Genomic DNA, 19,624 nt, shown 5'->3' on the forward strand with positions numbered 1-19,624 from the left:
GAACGACGTGCACTCCACCTGGCTGGAAGCGGGCTACCAGCGCGTGGACTACGACCAGGGCGGGGATAACCACGGCTGGAAGCTGACGCTGTCGCAGAACATCGCCATCGGCATGGGGCCGGAGTTCCGTCCGATGCTGCGCTTCTACGTGACCGGCGGCCAGGTGGACAATGAGCATACCGCGAAGGTGAACGGCACCCAGGATCAGCAGCTGGATTCGCTGAACGTCGGCGGGATGTTTGAGGCGTGGTTCTGATGCGATAGCGTTGTTGAAGGAGCGTTCCCGGCTGGCGCTACGCTTAGCCGGGCTACGACTGGTGCGCTCCATTTATGCCGGATGGCGGCATACATGCCTTATCCGGCCTGCGTTCCTTCCTGCGGGCTCCCCCCCAGGCCCGGCAAACGCAGCGCCGCCGGGCGGTCAGGCGCCGTACCTGCGGTAGTGCCGGATGGCGGCATACATGCCTTATCCGGCCAACGTTCCTGAGGAAGCCTGCGGGACCCCCCCCCAGGCCCGCGCAAGCGCAGCACCGCCGGGCAGCTGGCCCATCCCCCCTCAGTTCACCGTCAGGCGCAGGGCCAGATCCTGCGGATAGGGGTCAAAATAGTTCTGCGCCTGCAGGTAGCGATCCGGATACTCGGCCAGATAGTGCTTAAGCAGCGTCAGCGGGGCGAGGATCGGCAGCAGCCCGGCGCGATAGTTGAGGATCACCTCCCGCAGCTCGCCGCGCTGGCGGCTGTTCAGCTGGTCGCGGAAATAACCCTGAATATGCATCAGCACGTTGGTGTGGTTTTTCCGCGAGGCGGGCCGCTTGAGGATCGCCATCAGCTTCTCACGGTAGACCTCGAAGAAAGCCTCCAGATCCTCCCATTCATGCAGCGAGGCGACGAAGGGGCCGATCTCGCGGTAGCCCGCCTGGTGGTGAGCCAGCAGCTGCAGCTTGTAGCGGCTGTGAAAGGCCAGCAGGCCGTGGCGGGTCAGGCCGCGGGCGCGCAGGGCGTTGAGTTCATGCAGGGCGAAAACGCGCTCGACAAAGTTCTCCCGCAGCAGCGGATCGTGCAGCCGGCCATCCTCTTCCACCGGCAGCCACGGGTAGCGCGCCATCAGGGCGCCGGTAAACAGCCCCACGCCTTCCTTACGCCCGCGATTGCCTTTTTCGTCATACAGCCGCACGCGCTCCATCCCGCAGCTCGGCGATTTGGCGCAGACGATAAAGCCCGACAGCTCGCCCAGAGTTGCCAGATGGGCGTTGGCAAAATCGGCCATCTTCTCCGTCACATCCTCGTGCGGGGCGTGGCTGAAGCGCATGCGGATCTCCCCGACCGGAGTCTGCACCAGGCGGAGCGCCGGGCGGGGTACGGGCAGGCCGATCGCCATCTCCGGGCAGACTGGCTTAAACGCCACCCACTGCGCGAGCTCATCCATCACAAAGCCCATACGCTTATGCCCGCCGTCGAATCGCACGGCTGAGCCGGTTAAACATCCGCTGATCCCAATGACAGGTTGCGTGTTCATGGCGCTGTCCTCTCTTCTGCTGTGGTTCGGGTAAAGAAAAGGGTCACGGTGGCGACCGTAATGCCGAATTTCTTCATCTCGGTTTTGTTAAACAAATGGCTGCCGTCCTGCAGGTACATCCAGTCGTCAAAGTGCAGTAGCCACCGGCTGCCGCTGGCCTCGACGTTCATGCTGTAGCGCCAGTGAAAGGCATTGCCTGCCGCCTGGCCGCTGGCCACGCCTTCGATATCCCCGGCGGTGCCCTGATAACGGTTATCGCCGGTGCGGCGAATGCGCCATACCCGCTGCTGCTTCTCGCCATCGTCATAGACAAAGCGCTCATGGAGCGTCAGGGTATCGCCGACGACGTCGCCATCGATCTCAACATGGAAGCGTCGCAGCTGCTTGCCGTTGCGATCCTGCACCATCCCCCACGCTTCGGTTCGACCCTGAAAATAGTGAAAGATGTCGAGGGCGGGCTGCTGCTGCCGGTATTCGGTGACCTCGGTACTGCAGCCGGCGAGCATCAGCATCAGCAGCGCCAGGCCAAGGGTCAGAATGCGTTTCATGGTGTACCTCCGATCAACTGCTGACGCAGTTCGGGATAAGTGGTGCGTGGATCGAGCCAGATGGCGAGAAAGCGGGTGCTGAACGCCGCCGACTGGCGCGGGCCGAGCGGGGTAAAGGCGGTCTGTGCGGCGCTGGCGCGGTACCAGAACTGCCCCTCGCCGCCGCGGACCACGAACGCCAGCTGGCTGCCCGGCGCGACGTCCGGCCAGATCCCCTGCAGCATGCGCAGCCAGGCTTCGCTGCGCGGTTCCTGTTGCAGAATGCCCTGCGCCTGCCACTGGTCGCGGGTGGCGTCCACCAGCGCCTCGCGATCGATGTCGCGCTGGTAGGTGATGATCAGCGCCCGATCCTGCTGCGGGCCGTCATACCGACCATTGGGTGTGCGCAGCTGTGAGTGATAGACGGTGAACGGCCCCCAGGTGAGGGTCGCCTCGCCGACGCGGCGCCACGCCAGCCAGTCGGCGGCGTGGGCCGCCGGGGCGAGGACGGTCAGCCATAGCAGTAACAGGGCGAATCTCATTTTTGCCTCCCCATCCCCAGATGGAACAGCAGCATGATCACCAGCCAGCCGCAGGCCATGGCGGCCACAGCAAGCGCGGTCGGCACCAGCAGGGTCATGGCTCCGAGGCGAGCGCCGATCAGGTAGGCCACCGGGCCGGCGAGGGTCGCCGCCGTAGCCAGCACCCAGCCGGGAAGCGTCGCGGTGCGGGTCAGTCGGGTCCAGACGACGGCGAACATCAGCCACAGGGCCACCATCCACAGGGGCAGCAGGCTGTCGCCGGGAAAATCAATCAGCCCCGCCAGCGCCCAGCAGGCGTCAAGCCCGCAGCCCGCCGCGGCCAGCAGCAGGGCGGGCGGACGACTGGCCGCCGGCAACCGCAGCCAGGCGAAGATGGCCAGCGTCAGCCAGATCAGCAGGCCGCGCTCGCGCAACATCACCACCAGCGTCCAGTAAACATCGAACGCGAGGGCCATCAGCAAGTGCTGCGCCGGGCGTGTCATACCCGCTCCGCGGTGAGCTGCACCACGCTGATGGTGCGGGCGTTAAATCCGGCTTCGCAATAGCCAAAGTAGTAGAGCCACATCCGGCGGAAGCGCTCATCAAAGCCGAGCTTTTCAATATCCTGCCAGGCGTGGGTAAATCGCTGCCGCCAGTGCGCCAGGGTGCGGGCATAGTCCGGGCCCATGTCGAACAGGTTGCGCACCACAAAATCGGTATGGCGGGTCATCAGCTCGCTCATTGCCGTGATGCTGGGCAAAAAGCCGCCCGGGAAGATGTAGCGCTGGATAAAATCGACGCTTTTGCTGTAGTCGCGATAGCGCTGATCCTGAATGGTGATCGCCTGCAGGGCCATTTTACCGCCCGGGCGCAGGCGCGCCTGGCAGGTGCGGAAGAAGGCCGGGAGGTAGCGCTGGCCCACCGCCTCAATCATCTCCACCGACACCAGTTTGTCGTACTCGCCGCGCAGATCGCGGTAGTCGCAGAGCAGCACCTCGACGCGATCCTGCAGCCCGGCGCGGGCCATGCGCTCGGTAGCCCAGCGGTGCTGCTCCCGGGAAAGGGTGGTAGTCGTGACCCGGCAACCGTAATGGCGGGCGGCGTATTCGGCCAGCGCCCCCCAGCCGGTGCCAATCTCCAGCAGATGATCGCCGGGGTTGAGCGCCAGCTGGTCGCACAGACGCGCCATCTTGGCCCGCTGGGCCTGGGTCAGATCCTGCTCGTCGTCGGTAAACAGCGCGCTGGAGTAGAGCAGGTCGTCATCCAGAAAGTGGGCATAAAATTCGTTGCCGAGGTCGTAATGGGCGGCAATGTTCTCCCGCGCCTGGGCGCGGGTGTTGCGTCGAGTCCAGTGGCGCAGGCGGGCGACAGGCTTACCCAGCAGACGAAAGCCGCGCTCCAGACGCCCCAGCACCTCGCCGTTGCGCGCGAGGATCTGCAACAGCGCCGTCAGCTGGTGGCTCTCCCAGTCGCCGTCCATCCAGGCCTCGGCCGCCGCGAGACTGCCGCCGGTTAGCAGACGCCAGTACACCTCCGGCGTGCAGACCCGCGCCTCTGCGCGCAGCGCGGCGGCGGGGTCGCCAAAATGAAAAGTCTGCGCCCCTTCGCGCACGGTGAGCGAGCCTTCGCGGAGGCCGCTCAACAGACGAAAGAGCAGCCAGCGCGCGAGCCGCACGTTGCGCGGCACATCGGGTTCAAGCGCAAAGACGGGATCGGTCATGAGCGTTCACTCCTGCTGACAGGATGGTTGTACAGCGGCACGCGCTTCAGCCACAGCCGCAGCGCCTGCCAGTAGATGGCGAGGACGGTTTTCAGGGTCATCATCGGCAGACGCAGCAGCAGCCCGCGCAGGTTGGCGCGGGTTAACGGCACGCGGCTCAGGGCCAGCGTGGCGTCGAACACCTTGCTGGCCTGATGGTTTTCAATGTGCATGTGCAGCGTTTTGCCCGGCGCGTTGAAGCGCCAGTGATAGACCATGTCCATCGGGTTAAACGGCGAAACGTGAAAGGCTTTCTCCAGCGGGTGCGCCTGCTGGCCGTCCACCGCGTAGTAATGACGCTCATTCCATGGCGTGTTGCGCACTTCGGCCAGCACCCAGCGCAGGGTGTCGGCTTCGTCATAGCAGTAGTAAAAGTTGACCGGATTAAAATGGAAGCCGAAGTAGCGCAGCTGGGTCAGGAGCATCACGCGGCCTGCCGGGCGGCAGCCGGTCAGGCTCTCCAGCCGGTTCAGCACCTGGGCCTTCAGCGGCGCGCCCAGCGGATAATCGGCGTCGTACCAGGCGGCGGCGGCCAGGCGGTTGCGACGGATGCCCGCCTCAGGCAGCCTGTCCAGTTCGTCGAGGTCAAGCCAGGCCATAAACAGGCGGTAGACGAAGTGGTGCGCCTTCGGCTGCAGGCGACGGTGGCGCAGGACGCCCTGATAGAGGCAGCTGTTCATTTCAGTTGTCCTCCGCCGCGGCGATGCCCTGCACCACGTCGAGCGCACTGCGCACCCCGTCCTCATGAAAGCCGTTGTACCAGTAGGCCCCGCAGTACCAGCTCCGCTGCTGGCCGTTAATCTCTTCGCGCCGCAGCTGGGCCGACCAGCTTTGCGGGTTAAACAGCGGATGCTCATAGACGAAGCGCTGCCAGACATAGCGATCGTCCACTGGCGCGTCCGGGTTCAGAGTGACGCAGAACAGGGGGGCGCCCGCAGGCAGCCCCTGGAGAATATTCATGTTGTAGGTGACGCAGGCCCGGGCCAAATCCCCGTCGCTCAGGCGATAGTTCCAGCTGGCCCAGGCGCGCTGGCGCTCCGGTAGCCAGCGCGGATCGCTGTGCAGCACCACCTCGTTGCGCTGCCAGGCGATATCCCCCAGCACCTCACGCTCGGCGTCGGTGGGCGCCGCCAGCATCGCCAGCGCCTGCGCGGAGTGGCAGGCGAAGATCACCTGGTCAAAATGCGCCTCCCCGGACGCCAGTCGCAGGATAACTCCCGCCGGGTGGCGGTCCACCTGCTGCACCGGCGCGTTGAGCCGCAGGTCCAGGCGATCGCCGAGCCTGGCGAGCAGGGCGCGGACGTATTCCCGGGAACCGCCGGGCACCACGTACCATTGCGGACGATCGCGAATATCCAGCAGACCGTGGTTTTCAAAGAAGCGCAAAAACAGCGGTAGCGGGAAGCGGCGCATCTCCTGCAGCGACGACGACCAGATGGCCGCCCCCATCGGCAGGATATAGTGGCGGGCGAAGAAGGGGCTAAAACGGTGGCGGGAGAGGAAGTTCTCCAGCGTCGCGCCCGGATCCAGCGCCTCGGTCAGCGCCAGTTTTGCCAGCCGGTTGAAGCGGACGATCTCGCTCAGCAGCCCCCAGAAGGCCGGCTTCAGCAGATTGCGTCGCTGGGCGAAGAGCGAGGTCAGGCTGTGGCCGTTGTACTCCAGGCCGCTGGCCGGGTTGTGGACCGAGAAGCTCATCTGCGTTTTTTGCCCGTCGATCCCCAGCTCGCTGAGCAGGCCCATAAAGCGCGGATAGGTGCGATCGTTGTAGACGATAAATCCGGTATCGATGGCCCAGGTGCCCTGCGGCGTGGCGACATCCACGGTGGCGGTGTGGCCGCCCGGCGTGGCGCCCGCTTCGAACAGCGTCACCTGATGGTGTCCGGCCAGCCGCCAGGCGCAGGTCAGCCCGGCGATGCCGCTGCCGATGATGGCGATGTTCATGAGCGCACCATCCTGCGCAACAGCAGGCGCTGCATACCTGACGGCAGGCTGGCCAGCAGCCGCAGGGCCAGGCTGAAACCGGTGGGGAAGGCGATGTGGTTTTTTCCCTTCGCCAGGCCGTGACGGATCGCCGCCACTGCCCGATCCACGCTCACCCGGCCGGGCATGGCAAAGTCGTTTTTGCGCGTCAGCGGGGTGTCGACGAAGCCTGGAGAGACCACCGTGACGGCGACCCCTTTCGGCTCCCAGTCAAGACGCAGGCTGTTGGCAAACCAGGTCAGCGCCGCCTTGGAGGCGCCATAGGCTTCCGCGCGCGGGAAGGGCAGCCAGTGCGCCATGGAGCTGACCAGCACCACCCGATCGCCAGCCTCCAGCTGCGTCTGCAGCGCCGCCAGGCAGTTCACCGGCCCAAGGAAGTTGGTGGCCATCACCCGCTCCACGAGGGCGGCATCCACCTGTCCGTGATCGAGGTATTCGCAGGTGCCCGCGCAGAGAATGATCAGGTCGGCAAAACAGCCCGTCAGCGCCTGGCGACAGGCGTCCCTGTCTGTCATATCGAACAGGCGCGCGCTGATATTGGGGCTGAACTGCTGCAGCGCCGTCAGGCGCGACGCATCGCGCCCGCAGGCGATGACCAGGTGGCCATCCGCCGCGAAGGATTTCGCCAGGCCGGCGCCAATCCCGGAGCTGGCGCCGGTGATAAGCACCGTCATCATGAGCGCACCCTCCGTTTCACGCCGCGTACCGCCCAGCCCAGCAGGGGAAGATGCTCGTAGATCATCTCCCCGGCGTCGTAGAAGTCGCGTTGATGGAGAATCTGCTCCCCGGCGATGTCCACCACCGAGCAGCCCGGCAGGGCTAGCGTTTCTCCGCCGGCAATGCGCGGATGCGACCAGTGCATGGTCCAGGTCACGGCGAACCGCTGACCGTCGCAGAGCGGCGTGTCGATGGTGAACCGGCACTGCTCCACGTTGGCCAGCAGATGGGTAAAGTAGCGCTGGATGGCGAACAGCCCCTGGTGCTGACCAAAAGGATCGCTCAGCGTCGCGTCCGGATGGTACAGCGCGGCCAGCGCCGAGGGCGGCTGCGCATCCAGCCCGGCGTAGTACTCAACGAAACGACGAATCACGGACGGCGAGGTGCTCATGGATCACATCCTGGCTAAACACGGTGGCGTAATGGCATACTTAAAACTTACACAAATAAAATTATTTGTCCAAGTTTGTGGAAAAATATATTTTATTTTTGTTAAAAATCATATGTTTATTATTGGTGTTTTAAAGGGTGAAAATCACGCGTGGCGCAAAGGGCAAGCGTGCGCCCGCCGCGCCACCGGGCGCTGGCGGAACAGAGTGTGGAGGTAAGTGAAAACAGGGGGTTAGAGCGGGATCACCTCGAGGGAGACGACCTGCTGCTGCCAGAGTTCGATCTGCCTCTGACGAGCGGCGGAGAGTTTGCCGCTGGTGACCAGCAGCCAGTTGCGCTGGGGAAAAATCTCCGGCGCCAGGGCGGCAGGAGGCACCGGCAGGACGTCGATGCGATGACCCTGGCCGGTACGCTTGAGCGCCTCAAGCCAGATTTCGCAGGCGTCGGTCAGGTGCCAGCCGGTGATCAGAAAGTTATCCCCGGGCGCCTTCTTATCGCCTTCGAGGCAAAACGAGGTGTAGGCGATGATGATGCCGTCGAGGATTTCGCGCAGGGTCATGATGGCCGGTACGTTGGCGGAGACCTGGCTGCGCAGCGGACGCAGCACCTCGGTCACCAGCTCCTGACGCGGATATTCGCGCCCGGCATCGTAGATAAGCTGGCGCAGGGACTCGATTTTTCCCTCTTTCAGCCGCTGCAGCATGGTCTCCTGCAGCGTCAGCCAGTTGTTGGTGCGCCGCGCGCCGGGGCGCGACAGCAGGGGCTTCACCTGGCTAACCGGCACCCCTTTTTTCACCCAGTCGAGGATCTTCAGCGCCTGCTGGACGTCGTCATCGCTGTACAGACGGTGTCCACCATCGGTGCGCAGCGGCTTAAGCAGGCCGTAGCGGCGCTGCCAGGCGCGAAGCGTGGTCGCATTTATCCCGCAAAGTCGGGCAAATTCGCCGATGGAGTAAGGCATGGAGGCCACCTGTTAACAAAGAATATTCTCAATATACTACGAATCACGTCGGCTGGCGTGAAGTGTAGCGGCTTTGCACTACACTTTCCCCCAACCGCGTAAATGAAAGGAGTTCTCATGAAGCTATGGCCTGTTGTCACTGGCGTCGCTATCGCGTTGACCCTCGTGGCCTGCAAATCGCCCACCCCGCCGAAGGGCGTACAGCCGATTAGCGGGTTTGACGCCAGTCGTTATCTCGGAAAATGGTATGAGGTCGCTCGCCTGGAGAATCGCTTCGAGCGAGGCCTGGAGCAGGTGACCGCCACCTACGGCGCCCGCAGCGACGGGGGGATCAGCGTCGTCAATCGCGGTTATGACCCGGTTAAAAAACGCTGGAATGAGAGCGACGGGAAAGCCTATTTCACCGGCGCCCCCACCACCGCGGCGCTGAAGGTGTCGTTCTTCGGGCCATTCTACGGCGGCTATAACGTGATCCGTCTGGACGACGACTACCAGTACGCGCTGGTTAGCGGCCCCAACCGCGACTATCTCTGGATCCTGTCGCGCACCCCCACCATTCCGGCGGCGGTGAAGCAGGATTACCTGAATACCGCGCGCGAGCTGGGCTTTGACGTCGATCGCCTGGTGTGGATCCGCCAGACGCCGCGCTAGCCTCGCCCCTTAGCGGCTGAGCAGGTGGGTATAAACCACGTACAGCCCGGCCAGCGCCGCCACGTTCAGCGCCACGCTGATGAAAAACCACGTCCGGAAGGGCTGCTTTTGCGTTTTATGACGAAAGCACTGCTGGCCGAGGATGGCCCCCGGCCAGCCTCCCACCAGGCCCAGCACCAGCAGCGTGGTTTCTGGCACCCGGCGCCAGGCTTTGCGTGCCGCCAGCTTGTCGGCGCCATAAATTAGCCATGTCAGAAGGCTGCTCAGTAAAAACCACATCGCCAGCGGGTAGGGCAGCAGGGCGCTGCCCACGGCGGTGAGCAGCAGCAGGGAATAACATACCAGGTTCAGATTCATAGGGACGTTCATGCCGGCCAGAAGAATGGCGCCACTATAGCCAATTTCCCGGACCGGCGTAAACGCGGCGGGCTATCGGCCGCGCTTGCCCCGATGCCGGAACAGCCACATCAGCTTATACGCCGCCGGAATAATAAACAGTGACAGCAGCGGGGCGGTGATCATTCCGCCAATCATCGGCGCGGCGATGCGGCTCATCACCTCCGACCCGGCGCCGGTGCCCCACAAAATCGGCAACAGGCCGGCGATAATCACCGCCACGGTCATCGCCTTCGGCCGCACGCGCAGCACCGCCCCCTGATACAGCGCCTCGTCGAGCTTCTCGACGCTGAAGGTACGCGGGTTCTCCAGCGATGGCTCGGCCTCGATGGCGTGGCGCAGGTACATCAGCATCACCACGCCAAACTCCGCGGCCACCCCGGCCAGGGCGATAAAGCCGGTGCCGGTGGCTACCGACAGATGGAATCCCATCCAGTAGAGGAACCAGATCCCGCCCACAAGGGCGAACGGCACGCTGGCGATGATCAGCAGCGCCTCGCCGACGCGGCGGAACGCCAGGTACAGCAGCACAAAGATAATCATCAGCGTCATCGGCACCATCAGCTTCAGCTTCTGATTGGCGCGCTCCAGCAGCTCGAACTGCCCGGAATACGACACGCTGATGCCCGGCTTCAGCTTCACCGCTTTGCCGATGGCCTGCTGCAGATCGTGCACCACTGACACCATGTCACGGTCGCGGGCGTCGATGTAGATCCAGCTGGTGGGGCGGGCGTTCTCGGTCTTCAGCATCGATGGCCCGCTGACCACCTTCACCTCGGCGACGTCGCTGAGGACGATCTGCTGCTTCAGCGGGGTGAGGATCGGCAGCTGGCGCAGGGTCTGCGGGCTGTCGCGATAGCTCTGCGGGTAGCGGATGTTGATTGGATAGCGCTCGACGCCCTCCACCGTTTCGCCGACCATCGCCCCGCCGATAGCGGACGAGACGAACAGCTGCACGTCGCCGACGGTCATCCCGTAGCGGGCCGCCTTCTCACGCTGAATATCAATGTCGAGGTAGCGCCCGCCCACCAGCCGCTCGGCTAATGCTGACGTGACCCCCGGCACGCTGCGCGCCACCACCTCAATTTGCCCGGCGATGGCGTCGATATCGGCCAGGTTAGTGCCGGAAACCTTAATGCCAATCGGGCTCTTGATGCCGGTGGAGAGCATGTCGATGCGGTTGCGGATCGGCGGCACCCACAGGTTCGCCAGCCCCGGCAGGCGCACGGTCTTGTCCAGTTCGTCGACGATCTTCTCCATGGTCATCCCCGGCCGCCACTGATCCTGCGGCTTGAGCTGAATGGTGGTCTCTACCATCTCCAGCGGCGCGGAGTCGGTAGCGGTGTCTGCCTTACCCGTTTTGCCGAACACCCGCGCCACCTCCGGCACCGTCATGATCAGCTTGTCGGTCTTCTGCAGCATATCCGCCGCCTGCGAGGCGGAGATCCCCGGCAGCGTTGACGGCATATACAGCAGATCGCCCTCGTTGATCTGCGGCAGAAACTCACCGCCGACCCGGTTAAGCGGCCAGACAACCGTCAGGATCAACAGGAGCGCGATCAGCAGGGTGGTCTTCGGCCAGTGCAGCACCTTCAGCAGCAGCGGGTGATAAATGCGGATCAAAAAGCGGTTCAGTGGGTTGCTGCTCTCCGCCGGGATCCTGCCGCGGATCCAGAAGCCCATCAGGATCGGGATCACCATGATCGCCAGCAGCGCCGCCCCGGCCATCGACCAGGTTTTGGTGAAGGCCAGCGGGCCGAACAGTTTGCCCTCCTGGCCTTCGAGGGTGAAAATGGGGATAAACGACAGGGTGATGATCAGCAGGCTGATAAACAGCGCCGGGCCAACCTCCACCGAGGCGTCGGTAATGATTTTCCAGCGCCTGTCGTTGCCGAGCTTCTCTCCCGGATGCTGATGCGCCCACTCCTCCAGCCGCTTGTGGGCGTTCTCAATCATCACGATGGCGGCATCGACCATCGCTCCCACCGCAATGGCGATCCCGCCCAGCGACATGATGTTGGCGTTGAGTCCCTGGAAATGCATCATGATAAAGGCGAAGCACAGGCCGAGCGGCAGGGAGATAATCGCCACCAGCGCCGAGCGCACGTGCCACAGGAACAGGGTGCAGACCAGGGCGACGACGATAAACTCTTCCAGCAGTTTGTGGCTGAGGTTGTCGATGGCGCGGTCGATAAGCTGGCTGCGGTCGTAGGTGGTGACGACTTCAACCCCTTCCGGCAGGCTGCTTTGCAGCGACGCCAGTTTTTCTTTGACCGCCGAGATCGCTTCCCGGGCGTTCTTGCCGGAGCGCAGGATCACCACCCCGCCGGCCACTTCGCCTTCGCCGTTCAGTTCGGCGATACCGCGGCGCATCTCCGGGCCGACCTGTACCCGCGCGACGTCGCCGAGATACACCGGCACGCCGTTGTCACCGGTTTTCAGCACAATGTTTTTGAAGTCGTCGAGGGTCTGCAGATAGCCGCTGGCGCGCACCATATATTCGGCTTCCGCCAGTTCGACCGAAGAGCCGCCCGCCTCCTGATTAGAGGCGTCCAGCGCCGATTTCACCTCGCCGAGGCTGATGCCGTACTGGGTCAGCTTCATCGGGTCGACGACAATCTGGTACTCCTTGACCACGCCGCCCACCGACGCCACTTCTGAGACGTTAGGAATGGTTTTCAGCTCGTATTTTAAGAACCAGTCCTGCAGGGAGCGCAGTTCGGCGAGATCGTGCTTGCCGCTGCGGTCGACCAGCGCGTACTCGAAGACCCAGCCGACGCCGGTGGCATCCGGGCCCATTTCGGCGCTCACCACGGCGGGCAGTTTGCCCTGTACCTGGTTGAGATACTCCAGCACCCGCGAGCGCGCCCAGTAAGGATCGGTGCCGTCTTCAAAAATCACATACACATAAGAGTCGCCAAACTGCGAGAAGCCGCGCACCGTTCTGGCGCCGGGCACCGACAGCATGGTGGTGGTTAGCGGCCAGGTGACCTGGTTTTCGACGATCTGCGGCGCCTGTCCCGGGTAGCTAGTTTTGACGATCACCTGTACGTCGGAGAGATCCGGCAGGGCGTCCACCGGCGTATGGACGATGGTCCAGGTCCCCCAGAGGCTGAGAAACAGCGCGCCCATCATCACCAGGAAGCGGTTGGCCACCGAGCGGCGGATAATCCATTCAATCATGGTTCCTTTCCTCAGTGCGCGTGGGCGGCAGGGGCAACGGCATCCGGGGCCTGCGCGCGCATGCGCTCCAGCGCGCCGGCGATATTGGCCTCCGAGTCGATCAGGAACAGGCCGCTGGCGACCACTTTCTCGCCCTCCTGCAGCCCGCTGCGAATGGCCGTGACGCCATTGGATTCATGGAAGACCTGGACCCGCTTCGGCACGAAGCGGCCCTCGTTATCCACGGTGATTACCCGCTGCTCGCTGCCGCTGTCGATCAGCGCTTTGGAGGGGATCAGCAGCATCGGCGCGCTTTCACTGGTCAGCTGCAGATAGGCGTTCATCCCCGGCTTCAGCGCTTCATCTGGGTTGTTGACCTGCAGGCGCAGCTGCAGGGTGCGGGTGGCGCTATCGACGCTGGGGAGGATCGTCCATTTGCTGATGCGGAAGGTTTTGTCCGGCCAGGCGGGAACCTGAATATTGAACTGCGAGGCGTCTTTGATCAGCCAGGCGATGGACTCGGGGACCGCCACGCTGACCCACACCGGATCCATGCCCTGAATTTTCGCCACCACGTTATCTTTGGCGATGTTCATTCCGGCGCGCAGATCGAAGGCGGTGATCACCCCGTCGATGGGCGCCTTGAGGGTGAAACGGGTCTGGATCTTGCGCGTGGCTTTCAGGCGGCGGATATCGTCGTCCGGCATTCCGGCGAGACGCAGCCGCTCGAGGATCCCCTCGACCTGGGTGGCGGTGCCGCCGGTCTCCTGCAATAGCAGGTATTCGCTCTGCGCTTCCACCCAGTCCGGGATGGTCAGTTCCAGCAGCGGCGTACCTTGTTGCACTTTGTCGCCGACGGTCAGGGGATAGACTTTATTAATAAAGCCCGCCGCCCGCGCCTGCATAATCACGTACTGGTACTCGTTGTAGCTGATGTTGGCCGGGAAGGCCTGGGCGTAGCGCAGCGGCCCGCGGGTGACGGCGGCGGTTTTCACGCCAAGATTCTGGGTCTGCGTCGGGTCGATACGCACCCCCGGCGCCCCGGCGGCGGCACTCTCCTCATCGGCGTATTTCGGCACCAGGTCCATATCCATAAACGGCGATTTACCCGGTTTATCAAAGCGGGTGTTCGGGTACATCGGATCGTACCAGAACAGCACTTTACGCTGCTGCTCGGCCGCCGGGGCGGCTGCGGCAGCGTCGTGGGGCGCCGCAGTCCGGGTATACAGCGCTGCGGTGAGCGCGCCGCCGATCGCCATGCTGCCGAGGATCAGCACCGTGTTTTTCAGTGTCAGGGATGCCATGTGTTGTCCATTCCGTCGTTGAGAGGCTTGCCGTCGCCGGGCCATTAGTGGGCGCGAATATCCTGCAGCAGCGACAGGTTGCCCTGCTGAACGAAGGTGAAGTCCACGCTGTCGCCGTCCTTCACATTGTTGAGCTGGGTCTGCGGGGTGATGGTGAAGCGCATGGTCATCGGCGGCCAGTTCACCGCCGGGATGGCTTCGTGGGCGATGGTGATTTTTTTGCTATCCATATCAATGGCTTTAATGACCCCTTTGCCGCTGATGCTTTGCGTCTGCGCGGCGGCGGGCTGTTCGTGCATCGCCATGCCGGCGTGCGGGTCGGCGGCCTGGACGGCGAACACCGCGCCAGAAATCAGAGTGAACAGGGCGACTTTAGACAGTGAATTCATGATCGGGACTCCTTGGGTTATTCCATCCAGCCGCCGCCGAGGGCGGTGAACAGGGTGATTTCATTTGCCTGACGGGAATAGTTGAGTTCCAGCAGGGTTTGTCGGGTGGTGAAAATATCGCGCTGGGCGCTCAGCACTTCGATGTAGCTGACCGCGCCGTGGCGATAGAGCGCGGTGGCGCGCTGCAGGGTGATATTCAGCGACGCGAGATAGCGCTCCTGTGCGGCAATTTGATCGGCCAGGCTCTGGCGCAGGGCCAGCGCGTCGGCTACCTCTTTAAAGGCGGACTGGATTTTTTGCTCGTAGTTGACCACCTGCTGCTGCTGGCGGATCTCCGCCAGATCGAGGTTGGCCTGATTGCGCCCGGCGTTGAAAATCGGTATGTCGATTTTGGGGATGAAGTTCCACATCGCGCTGCCGGCGTTAAACAGGCTGGCGAGCTCGCTGCTGCTACCGGAGAGCGAGCTGGTCAGGGTGATCGACGGAAAGAAGGCCGCCCGCGCGGCGCCGATGTTGGCGTTGGCCGCCCGCAGGCTGTGTTCGGCCTCTAAAATATCCGGCCGCTGCAGCAGGATCGCTGAGGAGAGCGACGGCGGCAGGGTAACGCCTTGCAGATCGACGGCGCTGCTGGCGCTATCGTCCGGCAGAGGTTGATAGCTGCCGAGCAATAGCTGCAGAGCGTTATTAGCCTGCGCCAACTGGCCCTGCCGTCTGGCGATATCGGCGCGGGTGCTCTCGATCATCCCCCGCGCCTGCTCCAGCGCCAGCACGGTAGTGCTCCCGGTCAGCAGCTGTTTTTCAACGAACGCGTAAGACTGCTGATAGTTTTGCAGGGTATCGTTGGCCACCTGCAGCTGCGCTGCCGCCAGCCGCTGGTTGAAGTAGCTTTGTGAAACGTTAGCAATCAACAGGATATGCACTGCGCGCCGGGCCTCTTCGCTGGCGAAGAAGTTCTCCCGGTCGGCCTCGCTAAGGTTTGTCAGCCGGCCAAAGAAGTCGAGGTCATAGCTGAGATTCAGGCCGGCAGCGTAATCGTTGCTGGTGGTGGTGTCGCCTTTAAGCTTGCCGCCGTAGGTGGTGCTGCCGTCACCGTTCAATTGCGGGTAGCGGTCAGCATCGGTCACCCGATACTGGGCGCGGGCTTCCTGCACTTTCAGCGTCGCCATCCGCAGATCGCGGTTGTTGGTCAGCGCGGTGCCAATCAGGCTTTTCACCTGCGGGTCGACGAAAAAGGTGCGCCAGCCGGTCTCCTGATAGCCCGCGGTTGCGGTCACCAGCTTGTTCTGGCTGAGAGAGAACTGCTGCGGTACCGGCGCGGCGGGGCGCTGGTAGTCCGGAGCGAGCGAGACACAGCCGGTTAAGGCGAGTATCACGCTGAGGGTAAGACGCGTTATTGGGCGCATGGCGGCAGACGTTTTCGACGATTTATCCATGGCGGCTACTTTACGTAGCGGCCTCTGTTCAGGACGTGACAGGAAAATGACAAAGCTGTCATTTTCCTGATATTTCATTGCTATCCGGAGGCGCTCCTCTAAAATTGAATACCCGCACAGAACGCGCGTGAAGGAGCCTGCGGTGAAGATTTTGATTGTCGAAGATGAGAAGAAAACCGGGGAGTACCTGACCAAAGGGCTCACCGAGGCTGGCTTCGTCGTCGACCTGGCCGATAACGGCCTTAACGGCTATCACCTGGCGATGACCGGTGACTATGATCTGCTGATCCTCGACATCATGCTGCCGGACGTGAACGGCTGGGATATCGTGCGCATGCTGCGCGCCGCCGGGAAAGGCATGCCGATCCTGCTGCTTACCGCGTTGGGCACCATTGAGCATCGGGTGAAGGGGCTGGAGCTGGGCGCCGACGACTATCTGGTGAAGCCGTTCGCCTTTGCGGAACTGCTGGCGCGGGTGCGGACGCTGCTGCGCCGCGGAGCGGCGGTTATTGTCGAAAGCCAGTTTCAGGCGGCGGATCTCAGCGTCGATCTGGTCAGCCGTAAGGTGACGCGCGGCGCCACCCGCATCACCCTGACCAGCAAGGAGTTCACTCTGCTGGAGTTCTTCCTGCGCCATCAGGGCGAGGTGCTGCCGCGTTCGCTGATCGCGTCGCAGGTGTGGGATATGAATTTCGACAGCGATACCAACGCGATAGACGTGGCAGTGAAGCGGCTGCGCGCCAAAATCGATAACGACTTCGAGCCGAAGCTGATCCAGACCGTGCGCGGCGTCGGCTATATGCTTGAGGTGCCGGATGGCCGCTAAGCGCCCCTTTTCCCTGGCCACCCGGCTGAGCTTCTTTATTAGCCTCGCCACCATCATCGCCTTCTTTGCCTTCACCTGGATCATGATCCATTCGGTGAAGGCCCACTTTGAAGAGCGCGACGTTCACGATCTCAGGCAGCTCAGTACCACCCTGGAGACGGTCCTCGACCACGCTGACTACCCGCAGGCGCGGCGGCTGGAGATCGTGAAGAATATCATTGCGGGTTACGCCAACGTCTTTATCTGCCTGGACGATGGGCAGGGCAATATTCTGTTCCAGTCGCCCAACGGGCCGGATCTCAGCCATATGCTGAGTACGCCAGGCCTGGCGATGCAGCTGCGCGACGGGAATGTGATTTCATGGACCGACCCGCAGCCGCGGGCAATGGCGCACGATAATCATCAAATGGAGACCCGCGCCTGGCGGCTGATCATGCTGCCGCTGGGCAAGCAGGCGGACGGCAAACCGGCGTACCATCTGCTGATGGCCTTATCCATCGATTTTCACCTGCACTATATTAATGAGCTGAAAGCGAAGCTGATTTCCGCCGCGTCGATAATCAGCCTGCTGATCATCGCCATCGTGCTGTTTGTGGTCTATCAGGGACATAAACCGATCCGCCAGATCAGCCGGCAGATCCAGAATATTACCTCGCGGGATCTCGACGTGCGCCTTGACCCGCAGGCGGTGCCTATCGAACTGGAGCGGCTCGCGCTCTCCTTTAACCACATGCTGGAGCGGATGGAGGATGTCTTTACCCGTCAGTCGAACTTCTCCGCCGATATCGCCCATGAGATCCGCACGCCGATCACCAACCTGGTGACGCAAACCGAAATCGCCTTAAGCCAGAGCCGCAGCCAGCAGGAGCTGGAAGAGGTGCTCTACTCCAATCTCGAAGAGTTCTCGCGTATGTCGCGGATGGTCAGCGATATGCTGTTCCTCGCCCAGGCCGATAACAACCAGCTGATCCCCGAACAGCGGGAACTGGATCTGGCTGAGGAAGTGCATAAGGTGTTTGAGTTTTTCGAGGCGTGGGCGGAAGAGAAGGCGGTGGCGCTGCGCTTTGTCGGCAGCCCCTGCCGGGTGACGGGCGATCCGCTGATGCTGCGGCGGGCGATCAGCAATCTGCTGTCGAACGCGATCCGCTACACCCCGGCTGGCCAGGCGGTGACGATCGCGCTGAGCGAAAGCGCGGAGACGGTCCGCCTGGTGGTGGAGAATCCCGGTACGCCGATTGCTGCCGAACATCTGCCGCGGCTGTTTGACCGTTTCTATCGCGTCGACCCCTCGCGCCAGCGCAAAGGGGAGGGCAGCGGCATCGGCCTGGCGATAGTGAAATCCATCGTCAGCGCCCACCACGGCAGCGTGGCGGCGCAGTCCGATCTGCGCTCGACGCGGTTTATTGTGGTGTTGCCGAAACAGGTGTAATAACGGCTGAAAGCCAGCGGGCAGCGCCAGGCGGCTGCCCGCAGTATCGCGACTCTCTTACTCTTCGAAGTACCAGTAGCCCTGATTAATCAGCCGCGTCAGTTCGCTCACGAACGCCGGATTCTGCAGGCCGCTGCCGAGCTCTTCCTGACCTAATGAGGTATAGCGGCACAGCGCATCCAGCGCTTCGGCATCGGTGGTGTCCAGCTGTTCGCTATGCACGAAGAAGCTGTCGCCGATATGCAGAACGCGCAGGCCGCTCAGGCGGGAGAGCTTTTCGCCGCCCAGCAGCGCATCGACCACTTCCTCTTCTTCATATGCCGGTTCCGTCGGCGCAATATCCAGCTCGTGACGCGGGGTGGTGACGAAACTGCCGAACCACTGTTTGAAGTCTTCCGGCTGGCGAATCATGTCGATCATCATGCCGCGTAGACGTTCGAGTTCATACTCTTCAACCCGGCCAGGATGCTCGCGGCAGGTGAGGTCCGGATCGCTGTAGTGCTCGCCGCCAAGATCGTTCTCCAGTACATAGTCGGCGAAGCTGCTGATCAGGTCGCGGCCGTTGGGCCCGCGGAAGCCGACGGAGTAGTTCAGCGCGGTTTTGTGGGTGATCCCATCGTGCGGGAATCCCGGTGGAATATAGAGGATATCGCCCGGCTGCAGATCTTCATCAATGATCGGCGGGAACGGGTCGACGTGCAGCAGTGCCGGATGCGGGCAGAACTGACGCATCGGCAGCTTATCCCCTACGCGCCAGCGGCGGCTGCCCATGCCCTGAATAATAAAGACGTCATATTGATCGATATGCGGCCCGACGCCGCCGCCGGGGACGGAGAAGGAGATCATCAGGTCGTCCAGACGCCAGTCCGGCAGTACGCGGAACGGTCGCACCAGCTCGGCGGCCGGCATATGCCAGTGGTTTACCGCCTGGGCCAGCAGCGACCAGCCGGTCTCGCCCAGGCCGTCGAAATGTTCAAAAGGTCCATTGCTGGCCTGCCATTTACCGTTGGTCAGACTGACCAGCCGGCTGTCGACTTCCGGCTCCATGGCTAATCCGGCCAGCTCGTCCGGGGTAATCGGGTCGACGAAGTCCGGAAACGCGTTTTTTAAAACCACCGGCTGCTTTTGCCAGTATTTCTCTAAAAACTCGGGCCAGTTAATGTTGAGTTGATAAGCCATCGATTATTACCAGTAAGAAGAAACGGGCCTGATTATAGGAAGGGGGGCCGCGCGGGCGCTTTGTCGTGGGTCAAGAGTGGTGCTAAATTCACCATCGGCGCGATAATGGCGTTGGGTAAGAGAGAAAAATCACTTTTTTGCCAAAAAGCGTTCTTCGCGTTAACTACGCTGCAGGCCGCATGAACACTGGGATGGCGGCTTTAATGGTAGGAAGAGGAATAAGCGAAAAGTTCAAATAATGAGCGGTCGATAAGATTTTTCTATTTTAACCCTTGCTACTTCCGGCGAACTCCCTATAATGCGCTCCCACTGACACGGCGGATGTGAATCACTTCACACAAACAGCCGGTTCGGTTGAAGAGAAAAATCCTGAAAAAACGGGTTGACTCTGAAAGAGGAAAGCGTAATATACGCCACCTCGCGACAGAGCGCTAAAGCGCGTCGCAACTGCTCTTTAACAATTTATCAGACAATCTGTGTGGGC

General features: G+C 62.4%; 20 protein-coding genes. 4 read left to right on the forward strand and 16 right to left on the reverse strand.

The genetic code is table 11. The annotated features are described in order from the left end of the window. Positions 1-256: carbohydrate porin (locus ACLEXF_RS25235; RefSeq protein ID WP_142296421.1), on the forward strand; the 256-nt coding region annotated here is incomplete at its 5' end. A gap of 300 nt (positions 257-556) precedes the next feature. Here the strand turns inward: ACLEXF_RS25235 and ACLEXF_RS25240 are convergent. The 10 genes from ACLEXF_RS25240 to ACLEXF_RS25285 form a co-directional block, all read right to left on the reverse strand. Then, entirely contained in the window at positions 557-1,516 is a 960-nt protein-coding gene (locus ACLEXF_RS25240; protein ID WP_004206730.1) for a YbgA family protein, read from the reverse strand. Beyond that, positions 1,513-2,064: a DUF3833 domain-containing protein gene (locus tag ACLEXF_RS25245; RefSeq protein WP_004206729.1), complete on the reverse strand. Its 552-nt coding sequence runs from the start codon at positions 2,062-2,064 to the stop codon at positions 1,513-1,515. Before ACLEXF_RS25245 ends, ACLEXF_RS25240 begins: the two co-directional genes overlap by 4 nt. Beyond that, on the reverse strand, positions 2,061-2,585 hold the full coding sequence (locus tag ACLEXF_RS25250) for a hypothetical protein (RefSeq protein WP_004178438.1): 525 nt from the start codon (positions 2,583-2,585) through the stop codon (positions 2,061-2,063). Before ACLEXF_RS25250 ends, ACLEXF_RS25245 begins: the two co-directional genes overlap by 4 nt. Then, the gene (locus ACLEXF_RS25255; RefSeq protein WP_407259944.1) at positions 2,582-3,067 is read right to left on the reverse strand and encodes a DUF2878 domain-containing protein; all 486 of its coding nucleotides are present in this window, start codon (positions 3,065-3,067) and stop codon (positions 2,582-2,584) included. The genes ACLEXF_RS25250 and ACLEXF_RS25255 overlap by 4 nt, the downstream gene beginning before the upstream one ends. Then, complete coding sequence (locus ACLEXF_RS25260; protein WP_004888756.1) at positions 3,064-4,284, reverse strand: SAM-dependent methyltransferase; 1,221 nt, start codon at positions 4,282-4,284, stop codon at positions 3,064-3,066. Before ACLEXF_RS25260 ends, ACLEXF_RS25255 begins: the two co-directional genes overlap by 4 nt. Next, positions 4,281-5,003 (reverse strand): DUF1365 domain-containing protein, encoded by a 723-nt coding sequence (locus tag ACLEXF_RS25265; protein WP_065905215.1) that lies wholly within the window; start codon positions 5,001-5,003, stop codon positions 4,281-4,283. The genes ACLEXF_RS25260 and ACLEXF_RS25265 overlap by 4 nt, the downstream gene beginning before the upstream one ends. A gap of 1 nt (position 5,004) precedes the next feature. Continuing rightward, a complete protein-coding gene (locus ACLEXF_RS25270; protein WP_069734380.1) occupies positions 5,005-6,264 on the reverse strand; it encodes an NAD(P)/FAD-dependent oxidoreductase in 1,260 nt (419 codons plus the stop codon). After that, positions 6,261-6,980: an SDR family NAD(P)-dependent oxidoreductase gene (locus ACLEXF_RS25275; protein ID WP_017900889.1), complete on the reverse strand. Its 720-nt coding sequence runs from the start codon at positions 6,978-6,980 to the stop codon at positions 6,261-6,263. The genes ACLEXF_RS25270 and ACLEXF_RS25275 overlap by 4 nt, the downstream gene beginning before the upstream one ends. Continuing rightward, complete coding sequence (locus tag ACLEXF_RS25280; protein ID WP_032456946.1) at positions 6,977-7,411, reverse strand: nuclear transport factor 2 family protein; 435 nt, start codon at positions 7,409-7,411, stop codon at positions 6,977-6,979. Before ACLEXF_RS25280 ends, ACLEXF_RS25275 begins: the two co-directional genes overlap by 4 nt. 231 nt (positions 7,412-7,642) lie before the next feature. After that, positions 7,643-8,371 (reverse strand): MerR family transcriptional regulator, encoded by a 729-nt coding sequence (locus ACLEXF_RS25285; RefSeq protein ID WP_004206722.1) that lies wholly within the window; start codon positions 8,369-8,371, stop codon positions 7,643-7,645. A gap of 117 nt (positions 8,372-8,488) precedes the next feature. Here ACLEXF_RS25285 and ACLEXF_RS25290 point away from each other — a divergent pair, with 117 nt between their 5' ends. Beyond that, complete coding sequence (locus ACLEXF_RS25290; protein ID WP_002887259.1) at positions 8,489-9,022, forward strand: lipocalin family protein; 534 nt, start codon at positions 8,489-8,491, stop codon at positions 9,020-9,022. A 9-nt stretch (positions 9,023-9,031) separates the two neighbouring features. On the opposite strand, the gene ACLEXF_RS25295 is transcribed toward ACLEXF_RS25290, so the two are convergent. The 5 genes from ACLEXF_RS25295 to ACLEXF_RS25315 all read right to left on the reverse strand — a co-directional run bounded on the left by ACLEXF_RS25295 (position 9,032) and on the right by ACLEXF_RS25315 (position 15,676). Further along, the gene (locus ACLEXF_RS25295) at positions 9,032-9,379 is read right to left on the reverse strand and encodes a DUF1294 domain-containing protein (RefSeq protein ID WP_017900888.1); all 348 of its coding nucleotides are present in this window, start codon (positions 9,377-9,379) and stop codon (positions 9,032-9,034) included. A gap of 72 nt (positions 9,380-9,451) precedes the next feature. Then, positions 9,452-12,601, reverse strand: a complete 3,150-nt coding sequence (locus tag ACLEXF_RS25300) for a CusA/CzcA family heavy metal efflux RND transporter (RefSeq protein ID WP_282861940.1) — start codon at positions 12,599-12,601, stop codon at positions 9,452-9,454. An 11-nt stretch (positions 12,602-12,612) separates the two neighbouring features. After that, the gene (locus ACLEXF_RS25305; RefSeq protein WP_064183498.1) at positions 12,613-13,884 is read right to left on the reverse strand and encodes an efflux RND transporter periplasmic adaptor subunit; all 1,272 of its coding nucleotides are present in this window, start codon (positions 13,882-13,884) and stop codon (positions 12,613-12,615) included. Positions 13,885-13,928: 44 nt separating this feature from the next. Further along, on the reverse strand, positions 13,929-14,273 hold the full coding sequence (cusF, locus tag ACLEXF_RS25310; RefSeq protein ID WP_017900885.1) for a cation efflux system protein CusF: 345 nt from the start codon (positions 14,271-14,273) through the stop codon (positions 13,929-13,931). A 17-nt stretch (positions 14,274-14,290) separates the two neighbouring features. Further along, positions 14,291-15,676: an efflux transporter outer membrane subunit gene (locus tag ACLEXF_RS25315; RefSeq protein WP_064178660.1), complete on the reverse strand. Its 1,386-nt coding sequence runs from the start codon at positions 15,674-15,676 to the stop codon at positions 14,291-14,293. A gap of 172 nt (positions 15,677-15,848) precedes the next feature. Between ACLEXF_RS25315 and cusR the strand changes: the two genes are divergently transcribed. Next, a complete protein-coding gene (cusR, locus tag ACLEXF_RS25320) occupies positions 15,849-16,532 on the forward strand; it encodes a copper response regulator transcription factor CusR (RefSeq protein ID WP_004206716.1) in 684 nt (227 codons plus the stop codon). After that, the gene (locus ACLEXF_RS25325) at positions 16,522-17,961 is read left to right on the forward strand and encodes a Cu(+)/Ag(+) sensor histidine kinase (RefSeq protein ID WP_065905224.1); all 1,440 of its coding nucleotides are present in this window, start codon (positions 16,522-16,524) and stop codon (positions 17,959-17,961) included. Before cusR ends, ACLEXF_RS25325 begins: the two co-directional genes overlap by 11 nt. 57 nt (positions 17,962-18,018) lie before the next feature. Here ACLEXF_RS25325 and ACLEXF_RS25330 read toward each other — a convergent pair whose 3' ends face one another. Next, positions 18,019-19,140: a cupin domain-containing protein gene (locus ACLEXF_RS25330; RefSeq protein WP_080838535.1), complete on the reverse strand. Its 1,122-nt coding sequence runs from the start codon at positions 19,138-19,140 to the stop codon at positions 18,019-18,021. Between the last annotated feature and the right edge of the window lie 484 nt (positions 19,141-19,624).

The organism is Klebsiella pneumoniae complex sp. WS1778 (assembly GCF_049472055.1).
Lineage (GTDB): Bacteria > Pseudomonadota > Gammaproteobacteria > Enterobacterales > Enterobacteriaceae > Klebsiella > Klebsiella quasipneumoniae.